This window comes from Enterococcus ratti (genome assembly GCF_001886195.1).
Lineage (GTDB): Bacteria > Bacillota > Bacilli > Lactobacillales > Enterococcaceae > Enterococcus_B > Enterococcus_B ratti.
In genome coordinates, this window is sequence record NZ_JXLB01000019.1 from 24,154 (window position 1) to 38,692 (window position 14,539).

15 protein-coding genes, 1 tRNA gene and 1 riboswitch are annotated in these 14,539 nt (G+C 33.5%); of the genes, 5 read left to right on the forward strand and 11 right to left on the reverse strand.

Annotated features, from left to right (window positions below; all coding sequences use genetic code 11):
• The 5 genes from RV14_RS09250 to RV14_RS09270 all read right to left on the reverse strand — a co-directional run bounded on the left by RV14_RS09250 (position 1) and on the right by RV14_RS09270 (position 3,791).
• A complete protein-coding gene (locus RV14_RS09250) occupies positions 1-582 on the reverse strand; it encodes a xanthine phosphoribosyltransferase (protein ID WP_071855981.1) in 582 nt (193 codons plus the stop codon).
• 98 nt (positions 583-680) lie between these two features.
• Positions 681-778: riboswitch (purine riboswitch) on the reverse strand.
• A 337-nt stretch (positions 779-1,115) separates the two neighbouring features.
• Positions 1,116-1,796, reverse strand: coding sequence for a beta/alpha barrel domain-containing protein (locus tag RV14_RS09255; protein WP_071855982.1), 681 nt, complete (start codon positions 1,794-1,796; stop codon positions 1,116-1,118).
• Positions 1,797-1,819: 23 nt separating this feature from the next.
• Positions 1,820-2,431, reverse strand: a complete 612-nt coding sequence (locus RV14_RS09260) for a glycoside hydrolase family 73 protein (RefSeq protein WP_071855983.1) — start codon at positions 2,429-2,431, stop codon at positions 1,820-1,822.
• Positions 2,432-2,434: 3 nt separating this feature from the next.
• Positions 2,435-3,241, reverse strand: a complete 807-nt coding sequence (locus tag RV14_RS09265; RefSeq protein ID WP_071855984.1) for a M15 family metallopeptidase — start codon at positions 3,239-3,241, stop codon at positions 2,435-2,437.
• A 13-nt stretch (positions 3,242-3,254) separates the two neighbouring features.
• Positions 3,255-3,791, reverse strand: coding sequence for a hypothetical protein (locus RV14_RS09270; RefSeq protein ID WP_071855985.1), 537 nt, complete (start codon positions 3,789-3,791; stop codon positions 3,255-3,257).
• A gap of 185 nt (positions 3,792-3,976) precedes the next feature.
• Here RV14_RS09270 and RV14_RS09275 point away from each other — a divergent pair, with 185 nt between their 5' ends.
• Positions 3,977-4,942 (forward strand): Gfo/Idh/MocA family protein, encoded by a 966-nt coding sequence (locus RV14_RS09275; RefSeq protein WP_071855986.1) that lies wholly within the window; start codon positions 3,977-3,979, stop codon positions 4,940-4,942.
• 84 nt (positions 4,943-5,026) lie between these two features.
• Here RV14_RS09275 and RV14_RS09280 read toward each other — a convergent pair whose 3' ends face one another.
• Positions 5,027-5,989: an aromatic acid exporter family protein gene (locus RV14_RS09280; RefSeq protein WP_071855987.1), complete on the reverse strand. Its 963-nt coding sequence runs from the start codon at positions 5,987-5,989 to the stop codon at positions 5,027-5,029.
• 216 nt (positions 5,990-6,205) lie between these two features.
• On the opposite strand from RV14_RS09280, the gene RV14_RS09285 reads away from it, so the two are divergent.
• Positions 6,206-6,820, forward strand: a complete 615-nt coding sequence (locus RV14_RS09285) for an FUSC family protein (RefSeq protein ID WP_071855988.1) — start codon at positions 6,206-6,208, stop codon at positions 6,818-6,820.
• Positions 6,821-7,498: 678 nt separating this feature from the next.
• Here RV14_RS09285 and nagA read toward each other — a convergent pair.
• The 3 genes from nagA to RV14_RS09300 form a co-directional block, all read right to left on the reverse strand.
• Positions 7,499-8,647 (reverse strand): N-acetylglucosamine-6-phosphate deacetylase, encoded by a 1,149-nt coding sequence (gene nagA, locus RV14_RS09290; RefSeq protein ID WP_071855989.1) that lies wholly within the window; start codon positions 8,645-8,647, stop codon positions 7,499-7,501.
• 75 nt (positions 8,648-8,722) lie between these two features.
• Entirely contained in the window at positions 8,723-9,559 is an 837-nt protein-coding gene (locus tag RV14_RS09295; protein WP_071855990.1) for a helix-turn-helix domain-containing protein, read from the reverse strand.
• A gap of 196 nt (positions 9,560-9,755) precedes the next feature.
• Complete coding sequence (locus tag RV14_RS09300) at positions 9,756-10,976, reverse strand: pyridoxal phosphate-dependent aminotransferase (RefSeq protein WP_071855991.1); 1,221 nt, start codon at positions 10,974-10,976, stop codon at positions 9,756-9,758.
• Positions 10,977-11,400: 424 nt separating this feature from the next.
• Between RV14_RS09300 and RV14_RS09305 the strand changes: the two genes are divergently transcribed.
• A tRNA-Leu gene (locus tag RV14_RS09305) sits at positions 11,401-11,484 on the forward strand.
• A gap of 186 nt (positions 11,485-11,670) precedes the next feature.
• Entirely contained in the window at positions 11,671-11,895 is a 225-nt protein-coding gene (locus tag RV14_RS12735) for a DUF5960 family protein (protein ID WP_084650357.1), read from the forward strand.
• A 27-nt stretch (positions 11,896-11,922) separates the two neighbouring features.
• Here the strand turns inward: RV14_RS12735 and RV14_RS09310 are convergent, their stop codons facing one another.
• Positions 11,923-12,195, reverse strand: a complete 273-nt coding sequence (locus RV14_RS09310) for a hypothetical protein (protein WP_071855992.1) — start codon at positions 12,193-12,195, stop codon at positions 11,923-11,925.
• Between the two features lie 504 nt (positions 12,196-12,699).
• On the reverse strand, positions 12,700-12,960 hold the full coding sequence (locus tag RV14_RS09315; protein WP_071855993.1) for a hypothetical protein: 261 nt from the start codon (positions 12,958-12,960) through the stop codon (positions 12,700-12,702).
• Positions 12,961-13,968: 1,008 nt separating this feature from the next.
• Here RV14_RS09315 and RV14_RS09320 point away from each other — a divergent pair.
• Entirely contained in the window at positions 13,969-14,178 is a 210-nt protein-coding gene (locus RV14_RS09320; protein ID WP_071855994.1) for a DUF378 domain-containing protein, read from the forward strand.
• Positions 14,179-14,539 lie beyond the last annotated feature (361 nt).

Below are 14,539 nucleotides of genomic sequence, written 5' to 3' on the forward strand. Positions count from 1 at the left end.
CTACGCATCCTCCTCAAAAAATTCTACTTGTCCATTAGCCAATGAAGCAATCCGTGCTAATGAGACAACTTGTAAACCCATTTCTTCTAATAACTGACGACCATCTTGAAATGATTTTTCAATGACAATTCCAATGCCTTCTACTTTTGCACCGGCTTGGCGGCATAGTTCAATCAACCCTTTAGCTGCTTGTCCATTGGCCAAGAAATCATCAATAATTAATACTTTGTCTTTTGCTGATAAAAATTTTCGAGAAATAGATATCGTACTTGTTACTTGTTTGGTAAATGAATAAACAGAGGCAGTTAATAATTCTTCATTCATTGTTAAACTTTTTGCTTTTCTGGCAAAGATCATTGGCACGCTTAGTTCTTTCGCAGCAAATAAAGCTGGAGCAATCCCAGAAGCTTCAATGGTAACGACTTTTGTAATTCCTTGGTCTTTGAATACTTCTGCGAAACATTGACCCATTTTTTCCATTAATACAGGATCTACTTGGTGTGTCACAAAGCTGTCAACTTTTAAAACACCTTCACCTAACACGCGACCATCTTTTTGAATACGTTCCACTAATTCTTTCACTTTATTTGCTCCTTTTCACTTATTGCTGAACAACTTGTTTCTTTTAAAACAAACTAGCTCAAAAAACACCCTTTTACCACAACTATAAGTAAAAAGGGTGTTAAACACTTTTTACTTATAGTCCAGTGTTTACGGTACTGGCTAGAAACTGTCAACCTTATTATGACGATATATAAGTAGAAGTTATAACAGCTAGAATTTCTCACGATTACAAAAAGACACTTTTTTTTATGTTGCTTTTTCAGATCGATAAAAATAACAACTGATATTTATTTTAAAAAGGGAAAAATTTATTCTGTTGAAAATAGTTGTTCAGTATTTGAATCCTTATTGTTTCAAATATTGAAAATAGTCTAACATTTGTTTCTGAAACTGACAACTAAGTTCCAACCTTTTTTTCTAAAATCTAATATTTTTAATTTATTCCATCAATTTGTTCGATAGTTCTTTTATCAAAAAGTTTTTTAAAAGAAAATCAACGTTCAGAAAAAGATTTTCTCTCTTTTGTTTTTGTCTTTCTTTGTAAAGAAGAGCTATTCCTGTTGTTTTTCAACTTGACGATATTTTTCCATTTTCCGACTGAATAATTCACCATTACTAGGTGGTGTATAAGTAATGGCATTTGCTCCTGCTTGAATAGTTTCCAAAATACTTGATTGTGTTGGACCGCCAGTAGCAATAATCGGTAATGTGGGATAATTTTCTCGGAAAAACTTCACCGTTTCTGTGGTTTCTTTTCCTGCACTAATATTGACAATGGAAATACCTGCGGCAAGCTTTTCATCAATTTCTGTGTATTTAGAAGTCACCGTACTAATGACTGGAATATCAACTGCTCGACAGACTTCTTGAACAGTTTTAAGAGGCGTAGGACCATTTAAAACTACCCCTAGTGATCCTTGTGCTTCAGCAAATAAACTCATATAAGAGCAACGAGTTCCTTGCGTTAATCCACCACCCACCCCAGAAAAAACTGGAATATCAGCAGCTTCAATAATACTTTTTGTAATGGCAGGATGCGGCGTAAATGGATATACAGCAATTACTGCATTAGCGTTTGTGTTGCGAACAATTGCAATATCCGTAGTGAAAATGATTGATCGGATTAATTTTCCAAAAATTTTGATTCCGCTTGCTTTCATGATGACTTCAGGAACTTTGACAATATCTTGACGCAACTCTGTCATAATCTCCGGAATAAATTGCTCTGCCATACTCCCACTCCTTTTTTCCATAACTAATGATCATATTGATCTAAATGGTACGTTTCAATGATTTGAATAATCTTTTGCGCATAAGAAGGGTCAGTCGCATAGCCAGCATCTTGCAGTGCTTGTGCAGCTTCACGGTAATTGGTTGCTGTAATAACTTTTTCATATAAAGCTGGATTCCAATCAACACCATTTACAAAAAGCTGCGTATGAGCATCCATTGACTGCTCCCATGAATCATATACACGAAAATCTCCTTGTATGGTGATCCATTTTTCATTCACAAATTCTTTTGTCTCTAATTTCACTTTTTTTTGATTCCCATATGCTTTTATCCCAAATAGATTATTGTATTGACTGGCTAATGTACTTTCTCCCCAGTTTGATTCAAGAATTGCCTGACCTAAAATAATACTTGGCAAAACACCGTAACCTGTTTGTAATTCTTTAGCGTGGGGAACAAGACGGTCAATAAATTGTTGATGTAATTGTACTTCATTCTTTTGCTTTTGGTCAACAAGAGGGGTGGATAATCCTTTTAAAGAAAGAGTAAAAGCTGTCATTATTAATATCCCGCCTAAAACTACAGCGATAAAGCGTACTTTATGACGTTTTTTTTTCCATTTTTTTTTAGCCATTCACTACTCCTGCTTCTTTTTTAATCGATCAAGGTATTCTTCCAGCGTAATTCCTTGTTTCATAATATAAGCTGCACTTTCTTTTCCCACATAACGTAAATGCCAAGGTTCGTAAGTAATTTTTGTAATATCTTGTCGATTTTTTGGATAACGAATAATAAAACCATACTTAGGGGCATTTTCAGCAAGCCATTTTGCACCCGGCTGCTCCCCGTAACTTGCATCCAAAAGCTGTGAAGGATAATTATTGTACCATGCTTCATCCACTACATCCACCGCTAAGCCTGTATGGTGTTCGCTATAACCCGGTATTGTGATCGTTTGCTTGGTAATCGCAGTCGCTTGCTCTTTTGAAACTTGTTGAGTGCTCATCACTTCTTGAACATTTTGAGCAAAAACTTCCTGTTGGGAGGAAACCGAACGATAAGCGGAAACCATCACTAACGGAAAGCCAGCCTTTTCAGCCGCTGTAGCAAAATCTTTGTAATCTGATTGTACTCTCTTATCAATCAAATAACCATTTGGTAGGGAAACCAACTGAGCAGATTCATTAATTTCATGTTCGAGCGGATGCTCAGGTCCTACAAGAATGAGCGACCAGTCAGTCGGCTGAACTTTTGGCAAAGGCGCGCTATTTTTTTTTGAAGAAATTTTCTTTTCAATTGCAGCTGAACTTTTAGACGTTGTATTTTTTTTCGTGACTTGATTTTCTACTTGGATTTCAGATGTTTCAGGCTGTTCACTCACCACAACGTAGACCATCGCCACAATCATGATGATGACTGCTCCAAATCCTAAAATTTTATTCAATTAAAAAATCCTTTCATTCTCTGTTATACTTAGTTTTTTCCTGAACATAGGTTTCTTCAAGATTTTCGTTTACCCAATCTAACAGTTCGACTTTTTCCCCTTCGATTTGTTTTTGTATATCCGCTGGCAGACGAAAATTTAAGATGTCATCATACCCCCATTCATCGTAATGAATACTTACTTTTAAATCAAGAAAACCGCTAAGATATGGGTTATTTTTCAAAGGAATCAGTTCAACTTTTGCCAATCCACCAGCTAACCATTTTTGCGCAATTCGCGTTTTGATTTGTTTATACTCTGCCACAGCAATTGTTCTTTTTTCTGGAAAAATGATGGTTTGTCGTAAAATTTTTTGAGTAAGCATCCATTCATAATCTGTAAACAAATTTTTGATTTTTTGCATCGCTTCAGACGGAAGGCTTTTTTCTCCTTTTTTCCATCTTTGCCATTGATCTTCACTAATTAATAAATAGTCCTCTAAGAAATTTTTTTCTGTTGCATACTGTTCAAGCACCACATTAAGAATCAAATCTACGTACACTTGATGCATAAAAAATCTCCTCCTTTTATCATTTTACTTAAGTTTTCTTAAAAAATCACTACCTCTTTACTTTTTCTTATTAAAGCACTTTATCAGAAAAATCAAGTGTTTATTTGGTATAATACTAAGAACAAGCACTATTTTTCTTATTTAAGATACTATATTAAATATAACACGAGAAGGAGTTTTGAAGTATGAAAAAGTATCATTGGGGAATAATCGGTTTAGGAACGGTTGCTCATGAATTTGCCGAAAATTTTAAGCAAGAAACAAGTGAACTTACGGCAGTTGCTTCTAGAACAATGGAAAAAGCCAGACAATTTGCTGAAATCTATCAAATTCCTAAAGCCTACGGCAATTATCAAGAGATGCTAAACGATGAGAAAATTGACATTATCTATATTGCCGTTCCTAATCGCCAGCATATCCAGCACATCCTTCAAGCATTAAACGCCAATAAACACGTTTTATGCGAAAAAGCCATCACGATGAATAAAGATGAATTAGCAAAAGCAATGAAGTTGGCACAAGAAAAAAACTTAGTGCTGGCCGAAGCAATGACTATTTTTAATATGCCTCTTTATCAACAGCTACGTTCTTTGATAGACACCAACAAATTAGGAGCACTAAAAATGATCCAAGCACCTTTTGGCAGCTATAAAGAACCCGATCCAACCAATCGCTTTTTCAACCCTGAATTAGCTGGCGGGGCTTTATTGGATATTGGTACTTATGCAATATCATTTGCCCGCTTCTTTTTAAGTTCTCAACCTAAAGTGATTGCCTCAAGCATGGTTCCTTTTGAAACCGGTGTTGATGAGCAATCTGTTACTCTTTTAAGAAATAAAGAAAACGAGCTAGCCGTTGTCAGCCTAACTTTTCAAGCAAAAATGCCTAAAGTAGGAATTGTAGCCTTTGAAAATGGTTATCTAACTATCACGGATTATCCACGTGCCGATCGTGCGGAAATTTTCTTTAATGATGGGACAAGAGAATGGATCAAAAGCGGCAGTACTACGCAAGCAATGAATTATGAAGTTGAAAATATGGTAAAAATGATTAAAGGCGAATGCCCAAATCGTTCGTTATTTTTAACAAAAGATGTCATTGAAATCATGGATAACATGCAAAAATGCTGGCAGGCGTCTTCACTTTTATAAATTTTGTTTGAAAAAAGCTAAGATACTAAATTTAATAATACAATAGTGCTTTTCTCAGGCACTGCAAGAGAGGGATTGACTAAGCTAAGTCAATCCCTCCCCCACTTGTTGCGAAAATTCTGCTTTAATTTCGATAAAACTTTTAAATGATTGCAAAAACTGAAACAACTCTGCTCGATCTTCAAATTCTAAACGATCGTTAGGCAAAGGCATTTTTCGATAAAGTTCATAGACTTCTTCAATTCGTTTAAGCAATTCCTTCCCATCATTTTTTTCCGAAAAAGTTTCAGCTGTGTAAATTAGCAGCCCATAAATATGTTTGTTATAAGAAACTGGATCATGGATGCGCTCAAGGTTTACCTGCATATCTTTAAGAACATTGACTTGCGTGCGTCTCATCAAAAAATAGGTTTCATAATACTGCGTTTGCTTTATCCAATAATTTTCTTGATAATTTTGGGCATCTAATTGACTATCTCTTACAAAATCCAAAAGTTCTTCGCAAAGAAATGAAAGATTTTCCTTTCTTCCAGAAAGAAGAAAGTCGGCCATATTTTTTAAGATTACACGAAATTGTACTTCAATCATTTGTTGATTCTTTCGAAGACGTTTTTTAATATCCGGCATATAACTATTAGCCACAAGTGCAAAGAAAACACCAATTGCCATTAAACTTGCTTCATTACCAATCAACGCGCCACACATATTTCTTTCGCTTAAATAATGCGTAACTAATACCGAATTTATCACAATACCATCAGTCAACTTAAAAAAAACAGTAAAAGGTATAAACAATAATAAAAATAGCGAAAAACCAAGAATAGTATAACCTAAAATAAAAAAACTAATCAAAGCAAGAACCGTTGCTAAAACAAATGCAACAAACCTAGAAATACCCGTTCTTAACGTAGAACGCTTTGTATTCCCTACACTCAGCAAAGCGATAATACCGGCAGAAGGCCAAAATAAGAGGGAAAACATTTGTGCTACTATCATAGATAACATCCCACTAACTACCGTTTTTATGGTTCTCATTCCAATACGCATAAAGTACTCCTTATATATTTAAATTACTCAATTAATCAACCATTCCGTTTTATTTAGCTGTTATTTATATCTCATTGAGTTAGGTACTATGAGCTGGTTTTTGTTCCAGTAAATTCTTTTCCATTTTTAGAATTATACTAAAATTTTTAATAAAAAACTAGCAATCTCGTTGTTCATCCGATATGCTAGTAAAAAGAACTAGAAGGAGAGAATTCTATGAAGTTTGGCCGTTTTCGTTTAGGCATGCGAACAATAAAAAGCGCTTTAGCAGTTTTTTTATGTATTTTATTTTTTCACGTCGCTAATCGTGGCCTACCCATGATTGCTGCTCTATCAGCCGTATTTTCTTTGCGACAAGATTTAACAACTACCCTTTCTTTCGGGCGTTCTCGAATTGTCGGTAACACAATCGGCGGTTGCCTTGGCATCTTTTATTTTTTGGTAAAAAGCGTGCTACATTATGGTTTTTGGGTAGAATTATTTTTACTTCCTACCCTAGTCGTCGTCGTGATCGTCATTTCTGACGGAATCAATAATAATTCTGGTATCATTTCGGCAATTTCCACCTTACTATTAATTGCATTAAGTATTCCTCAAGACGAAACTTCCTTCTATGCTATACAAAGAGTCTTAGACACTTTTATCGGAACATTTATCGCCATTGGAATCAATTGTTTTTTACGCCCTCCTAAACTAGAGGAAAAAGAAGAATTAGCAGAAGATCTCGCAGAATTACAAAAAAAAGAAGCCCTTCTCAGAAAAAACTTAGCAGCAGTTGAAGCGCAAATAAAAATTCAAAGCCAACAAAAAGATGAATCATCCATCCCTTAAAATGAAGAAACTCAGCTAGCGAAGGACGCCTTTCAACTATAAACCTAAAAATCTATTAATCAAAAACTAGTAATAAAAAAGAATTACTCACCCTATGTATTATTGAACCCAATAGCTAGTATGAGTATGAGCTTAAGTTTATACTTCTTCAATCAAAACGCATCTTTTTCATTCCACCATTCGTACACTCCTTCAAAATAAGGAAGTATATACTAACAGCGTAACTAGTCGTGTATACTACTAGTACAACCCGTCAACATGATTCTTTCGTTACTGACTCACAAAATCTTAGTCTATTTACAAAAAAACTCGCTCCTGTAGGTGGAAATAGCAAAGCAAACAAAAAATAATACACTCATAGACAGAGTATATAAAAAAACAGACAAACTGCGACTAGCACATCGTCTGTTTTTTTTTGACAAGTTTATAATTTTTGTAAAAACGAATTACTCCTAGAAACCTCATTTAGTCAAAAATCAAAAAAGCTATAACAACCATAAACTTATTTTTCCTTTTAAAAAGAAAAATAAGTAATTTCTTTGAAAACTGAGACACAATTTACAAAAATTTGACAAGTAATTTTTATCAACTGCAACTCACTTTTAAAGACCACATCCTTCAAGTCACACATATTCTTGATCTTTTTACTCTCTGCTCTTTTAGTCATTCATTCTGTACTTAGGCATGGTAACGTTCTACACCGTCTAGATAAGTAGCTTCTAAAGTCATGTCAGGATTTAATAGGATAAAATCAGCTTCTCGCCCTTTTGCGATCTTCCCACACGTATCATCAATTTTACAACTAATAGCAGGTATCAAGCTTCCCATCATCACTGCTTGTTCAGGAGTAGCTAGACCCCAATCTACCACATTTTTGATTGCTTCTTTTAATTTCAAAATACTTCCTGCTAAATTACCAGACTCTAATCGTGCCGTTCCTTCTTTCACTACAACTGGGAATTCTCCTAAATTATAGTTTCCATCCGGCATACCTCCTGCCATCATGCAATCCGTAATTAATGCTACATGATCATGGCCAACTTTTTCCATTAGAACTTGAGCAGCATTAGGATGTACATGATGTCCATCACAAATCAATTCTGAAAAAACATGTTCCAACGTTAACAATGCACCTACCATACCAGGTTCTCGGTGATTCAAACCACGCATACCATTGTAGGCATGAACGAACACACTTGCACCTGCTTCCACTGCTCTTTGTGCTTCAGCAATCGTTGCATTACTGTGACCTAATGAAACGACCACCCCTTCATCTGTCACTCGTTCTACAAATTCTTCCACCCCACGACGCTCCGGTGCCAAGGCAATTTTTTTGATCAAACCACCAGAAGCTTCCTGCCATTCGTGGAACGTTTCTAAATCAGGATCGCTAAAGTAGCTTGGGTTTTGCGCCCCTTTATGTTCTTCTGTAAAAAAAGGTCCTTCAAAATAGAGGCCTTTAATTTTTGCGCCAGAAACTTCTTGATACATTTTTCCAATTGTTTCAGCAACCGCTTTTAAGCGTTCCTTGCTTGCTGTTAAAGTAGTCGGTAAAAATGAAGTGACACCACAAGAAAGCAATCCTTCAGACATAGCTTTTATCCCTTGTGCATCATTATCCATCACATCATGGTTCATATAACCATGAATATGCGTATCAACTAAACCGGGTGCAACCCATTTCCCGCCGTGATCAATGATCTCAATTTCTCCTTCTGGCATATTTTGACTATATTCGCCAAATAAACCATCAGTAATTTCAAGATAACCTGCATTTTTAACGCCGGATGACATAAAAAATTTGTCTGCATAAATAAAAATTCTCATTCTTTTCTCTCCTTTAGATTTTCTATCCTTAAGGTACTCTCAAATGAAAGATAAGTCAAGAATGGTCTACACCATTCATAAACTTTTCGAAATTTTTCTAACAGATTGCGCTAGCTCTTCATAAAACAACGCTTTTTTGATTTTGTTTTTCTTCTTATAAATCAAACTTTTTAAAATAAATAAATCGTTCAAGTAATAATAACTATTTTTTTCTTGTGCCCAACGTATCCCTTGATTTACTTGTTCTAAAGAAAGATCGATTTCACCTTGATGCAACAAAAAGCAACCATAATTATAAAAAATCTGTGTGAACTCGCTTTTTGTTCTATCTTGAATCGTCTCTTGAAACAATTGCACACTTCGACTTAAATAATATCTAGCTTCAGCTGTTTTACCAGCTACTCCATAGATTTTACCAATACAGCTAATAAGCTGGATCTCAATATCAGCAGCTTGCATTCGGTCTTTCAATGTAGAGTAAGAGAGTGCCTCTTTCAAATAACTAAGCGCTTGTGTAATATTTTTTCGCAAGGTAAACTCACATACTCCTAAATAGTAATAATATTTTTGAAAATCTGCAGCTTCATACAGATTCTCCACAAGCTCTGGTGATTTCAACGTTTGTTCAAGCTTTCGATAATCGCGCTGTTGAAAGAAAAGATCAGTTAATTCAAAATATTTTAATACGGCCCGTATTTTCCCGTGTGATAAATGCAGGACATGGTCAATCGTCACGCCTAAACGTTGGCAAATTTGCGCCATTACGACAACATTTGGTAATTCCTCATTATTTTCAATTCTGCTTAAAACACTCTGTGAACAAATATCTTGCGAAAGCATTTTTTGTGTCATTTTTTGTTCTTTTCGAATTTCTTTTATGATTGTACCAAAGGAAGCGACCAACGTTTCCATAAGCATCCTCCTTCAAAATATGCGTATTCGCATTATACTAGTATTTTACTTTACAAGGAAAGAAACATCAAGAAAAGTCCTATTGAACTTTTCTTTGTTTTATCCTCTTACTTAAGATTATTCCAAAAAGCGCTTCATAGAAAAAAGAGCCTAAACTCATTAACATGTTTGGCCCTTTTTAAGTAAAACTAATATCCTATACTTGTCGATAAGTAGATAAAAATTCGCGCATCTTAGCAGCAGTCGTTTTTAAATCTTCCATTTTCGGCAAGTAGACAATTCTAAAATGGTCAGGTTGCGGCCAATTAAACCCACCGCCATGAACCAACAAAATATGATGCTCATGAAGAAAATCTAAGACAAATTTTTCATCATTTAAAATATTAAAGCGTTTTGTATCAATCTTAGGGAAGATATAAAATGCTGCTTTAGGTTTTACTGCTGAAAGCCCAGGAATATCATTAATTGCATGATAAATGAATTCTCGTTGTTCATAAATACGTCCCCCGGGTAAAAGGAGTTCGTCTACACTCTGATAGCCACCTAATGCGGTTTGAATGATTTGCTGAGATAAAACATTTGAACAAAGACGCATGGAAGAAAGCATATTTAATCCTTCAATGTAGCCTTTAGCATGTGATTTATCCCCGCTTAATACCATCCACCCTACACGAAATCCGGCAACACGATGCGACTTAGATAAACCATTTAACGTTACCACCAACAAATCAGGGGCAAGAGTTGCAATAGATAAATGCTCTAGCCCATCCATCACCAAACGATCATAAATTTCATCAGAATAAATAATCAATTGATTTTGACGAGCTACTTCTACAATCTCTTCTAAAATTTCTTTTGGGTACAAAGCACCTGTAGGATTATTTGGATTAATAATCACAATCGCTTTTGTCCGACTAGTCACTTTAGACTTAATATCTTCAATATCTGGATACCACTGTGCTTGTTCGTCGCAAATGTAATGGATAGGTCTTCCTCCGGCTAGCGAGACTGAAGCGCTCCATAAAGGATAATCAGGCATTGGTACTAAAACTTCGTCTCCGTTATCAAGTAAACCTTGCATACACATCGTAATCAGTTCACTTACACCGTTTCCAGTATAAATGTCATTGATCGTTACATTGGGAATCTTTTTAATCTGACAATATTGTTCAATCGCTTTGCGTGCTGAAAAAATACCTTTAGAATCAGAATATCCTTCTGAATCACGAGCATTCATAATTAAGTCGCGTATGACTTCATTAGGCGCTTCAAATCCAAAGGGAGCTGGATTTCCAGTATTTAATTTTAATATGCTAATCCCATCTTCTTGCATACGTTCAGCTTCTTCTAAAACAGGACCACGCACATCATAACTTACACCTTCTAGTTTATTGGATTTTTCATATTCTTTTACCATGCTATCCAATCCCTCATTTCAAAAGCTTCTTACTTTTTTCATTTTTACTTATTTATTTCAATATCATACTCTATCTATACAAATTTTACCACCATTTTTAAATAGCACGATTTTAATTTTTTTGCTAGGTATGCCAATGAATTTGGTTCATTTGTACTTCTCATTGTTTCATAAAAACAACGTCCTCATTTCTATCAGTTTTCCACATATTTTTGCACCATTCGTACAACGATTCAAAAGATAGAGCCATCGGCATTTTTAAAATATTCTTTCCTAATAAAAACTCGCTGAGTGATTTCTCACCTCTTTTTTTCATCTTGACATCTATGTAAATACTCGCTATCATTAACTTGTTATTAAAACGCAGACATGATGAAACGGCAGACATGCTGTTTGAGTTAATAGGGCTGTAATTTTTTATCAGGCAGATGTGTTGGAATTGGCAGACAAGCATGATTGAGGGTCATGTGGGCGTTAGCTCGTGTGGGTTCGAGTCCCATCATCTGCATCTCTACTCGTGAGGCTAGTTAGCTTTGCGAATTTTTTTATTTTCTAAAATTTTTTAACATAATTGTTTCTATTACTATAACTTTATCATCAATGATTACTTAGCTTCGCCACTCATATGCAGACCTGTTATGTGTCTGTATGCTCTTATTAAGGTGAATAACGTGATAATTGAACTAGATGGATTTTGATTTGTTTTAACTATAATCCATCCGAAAAATTTGTCAAAGCTTTATATAAAATACGGAATACTGAAATAGTCTTCTTAGCAATTGAAACCAGCTTATTAGCTAATCTTCATTATTCTAATAAGAACTATTTTAAAATTTCGGCTTTACATGATATTGAAATTAATCTCTTCTATTTTGTTTATGCAATTAAAGCATCTAAATATTTCTACTTATTATTTTGACAGTTGCTTCTAAATCTATTATAGACTTTATTCTTTTTTTAATTTCGTATAAAGTCTATAACTATGTTTAAATTCAATATCTCCTCTTTTCATCACTTTTTTCATCGCTTCATCTGAAGAGTTACATTGGTACTGTCTCCTTTCAAATCCATCTTCAACGATAATGTACCGTTCTTGATCGTAGCTGATAAGTAAATAGCGATCTTTTTTGAACGTAAGAATTTTTAAAGTGAAACAATTTTCTAACTTAAACGTTCTTTTCAAAAATTGTTTTAATTGCTTCTTATAAATCATATTCATTTTATCATCTTCACACTTTCATAGATTTTGTAAATCAACGTTTTCATCAAATAACTAATTTATTTAATTCTGTATTAACTAGTTTATTTCCAACATTCAACCAATATAAAAGATAGTCATTTGAAAATAGCTAAATTATACTACAAAAGCTATCTTTTCGAGCAACCCTATAGATTAAAAGTTAAGGTAAAATCTAGGAAATTTGATGAGATTGATCGTATAAATTACCTTGATAACCGCTTTGTGTTACATGCTTTACAAAATATAATGCAAATGGGTATATCATATAGCATGACATTATTATAATTTATAAGACTATCATTTTCTATTTGATTTAATTATGTTTAATATAAAAAAACCGCCCGAAGACGGCTGAAGAATAAACGTTTATTTGTAAATTGACTGATATAAATGGTGTCCATTAAAAATGATGAATGTACCTTGTAGGATTTTATCCTACGAGCAGACGGTTGTGAGTCGTCTGCTCTAACTTGTTCCCAAACTTTACCGATTAGGGCTTCGTTGTTCCATAGTATTTATTTTTTCACGTATTTTTTGCGCTTTTTGCGAGTATTCTTCACGTATTTTTATATGCTCATCTTTTCGCTTAATAAGACTTTTTAGGTACTCTGATCTTGGTTCAATATCGCCATCAATTACTGTCCAAGCAAAATGGATATTCCAAGTTTCTTTTTTATAAATTCTTAATGCATAAAGCTCTTTATCTTTCAATTCTTGTAGCGTATATTTCTTTGCTTTTCCCATGTTAAATCCCCTCCCTTTAAAAAATACTATATACTTACATTTATAGCTGATAGAATTATTTTTTCGATAAAGCCAAAAAAATATTTTATCTTAATAAAGAAGTGCGAAAAATTATAGGAATCAAATTGATTTGCAGCGAAACAAAAAAATAATTAATTAATTTCGCTAATTCTTTTAAGTATTTTACGATTGTTCGAGCCATTAGTATACTTAGTTTGTAGAAATAGTCTATACTGTTTAACTAATTTAAAATTAAAAAGTTGCAATTACGAAGATGAAAAAATTGTACTTGTAATGTGTATCAAAAATACCTACTCTATCTTTCAGTTTATTTTTTTTTATAAACTTGTTTTTCTCGATAATTTTGAAGACTACATAATTGGCTCGGTTCTATTCAAAGAATGATTAGTTTACTAATAAAACTAGAGTCAATTATCAAGGTTTCGTTAATTGCTTCTTTTTTGACATTCAATATTTATATGTCTTGTACGCTTGTTCCTTCTAGTAGAATAAAGAATATGTACTGCCTCACACCATAGCAAGGAGCTATTTTTATCGTTGTGGAATTTCAAATGCTACCCGTCTGCATATTTTATAGCCAGTGAAGTAGTATGTGCGCATGGGCTTTTTTTTCATTCAATTTCATTTTCATTGGCATTCCTGCCATTTTTTGCAAATCTCCGTGTAAAAAGGGGAAATTATGTTCCTATAAGTTCAAAGATATTCCTTTTTACGAATTGTTCTTTTCTTTATGACAAAGTCATTTTTAGTTTCTTCTCTTAACAATGAGAAATTTTTTTCCATCCATTCTTCCGACTATTTTGAATATATGATTAAAAATCAATTTAATGATTTAATAAATTTAAATTACTATTCACACATTCTATTAAAAATTCTTATTATCAATCATGAAAATCCTAATTTATTAAGGACTAAGCAGTATTTTAGCATGAATAAAAAAATTAGTTTATAATTAGAATATATTAAAGAAAGTGAGGAGAAATAACAATGAAAACTTTAGATACTATTGCATTAGCATTATTAATTGTCGGCGGATTAAATTGGTTGTTGGTTGGGTTATTTGAATATGATTTAGTAGCAGCTATCGCGGGCGGTTCTACAACTATTCTAGCAAAAGCCATTTATATTATTGTAGGAATTTGTGCTATTTATTGCTTAAAATTCTTTCCGTTAATTACAAATAGAGTAGAACGATAATCTCTTTAAAAAAGAGTAAATATAAAAGAAATAATTTTGCTTTGAAAAGCAGCTTAAACAGGAATGTTTATTGCTACGAATAAGGCGAGATTTACAAAAATTGTTTGTCAATTTTTTGTAAATCTCGCCTTATTTTTAAGAAGCTGTTTCTTATTTTAACTAATCTCACTTTTATTTGCCATTTTCCATTTGTTTTTCTTTTTAATACGAAAAACTAAGTTAAACTTTTCTTAATAACTTTCACTGCCTTATTTTCTGATACTTTTAATAGATATATCAACAAAGAAAACTTTTACAATTACATGTATTACTCCTTTTATTACAAAAAACATAGTTTTGTTACAAAGTGTCATAAAGCTTT

Excerpts from the sequence above, each read along its gene's own strand:
- RV14_RS09300 (WP_071855991.1), bottom strand. The coding sequence starts at position 10,976 with ATGGTAAAAGAATATGAAAAATCCAATAAACTAGAAGGTGTAAGTTAT.
- RV14_RS09295 (WP_071855990.1), bottom strand. The coding sequence starts at position 9,559 with ATGGAAACGTTGGTCGCTTCCTTTGGTACAATCATAAAAGAAATTCGA.
- RV14_RS09285 (WP_071855988.1), top strand. The coding sequence starts at position 6,206 with ATGAAGTTTGGCCGTTTTCGTTTAGGCATGCGAACAATAAAAAGCGCT.
- RV14_RS09280 (WP_071855987.1), bottom strand. The coding sequence starts at position 5,989 with ATGCGTATTGGAATGAGAACCATAAAAACGGTAGTTAGTGGGATGTTA.
- nagA (WP_071855989.1), bottom strand. The coding sequence starts at position 8,647 with ATGAGAATTTTTATTTATGCAGACAAATTTTTTATGTCATCCGGCGTT.
- RV14_RS09260 (WP_071855983.1), bottom strand. The coding sequence starts at position 2,431 with ATGGCTAAAAAAAAATGGAAAAAAAAACGTCATAAAGTACGCTTTATC.
- RV14_RS09315 (WP_071855993.1), bottom strand. The coding sequence starts at position 12,960 with ATGGGAAAAGCAAAGAAATATACGCTACAAGAATTGAAAGATAAAGAG.
- RV14_RS09275 (WP_071855986.1), top strand. The coding sequence starts at position 3,977 with ATGAAAAAGTATCATTGGGGAATAATCGGTTTAGGAACGGTTGCTCAT.
- RV14_RS09320 (WP_071855994.1), top strand. The coding sequence starts at position 13,969 with ATGAAAACTTTAGATACTATTGCATTAGCATTATTAATTGTCGGCGGA.
- RV14_RS09270 (WP_071855985.1), bottom strand. The coding sequence starts at position 3,791 with ATGCATCAAGTGTACGTAGATTTGATTCTTAATGTGGTGCTTGAACAG.
- RV14_RS09310 (WP_071855992.1), bottom strand. The coding sequence starts at position 12,195 with ATGAATATGATTTATAAGAAGCAATTAAAACAATTTTTGAAAAGAACG.
- RV14_RS09255 (WP_071855982.1), bottom strand. The coding sequence starts at position 1,796 with ATGGCAGAGCAATTTATTCCGGAGATTATGACAGAGTTGCGTCAAGAT.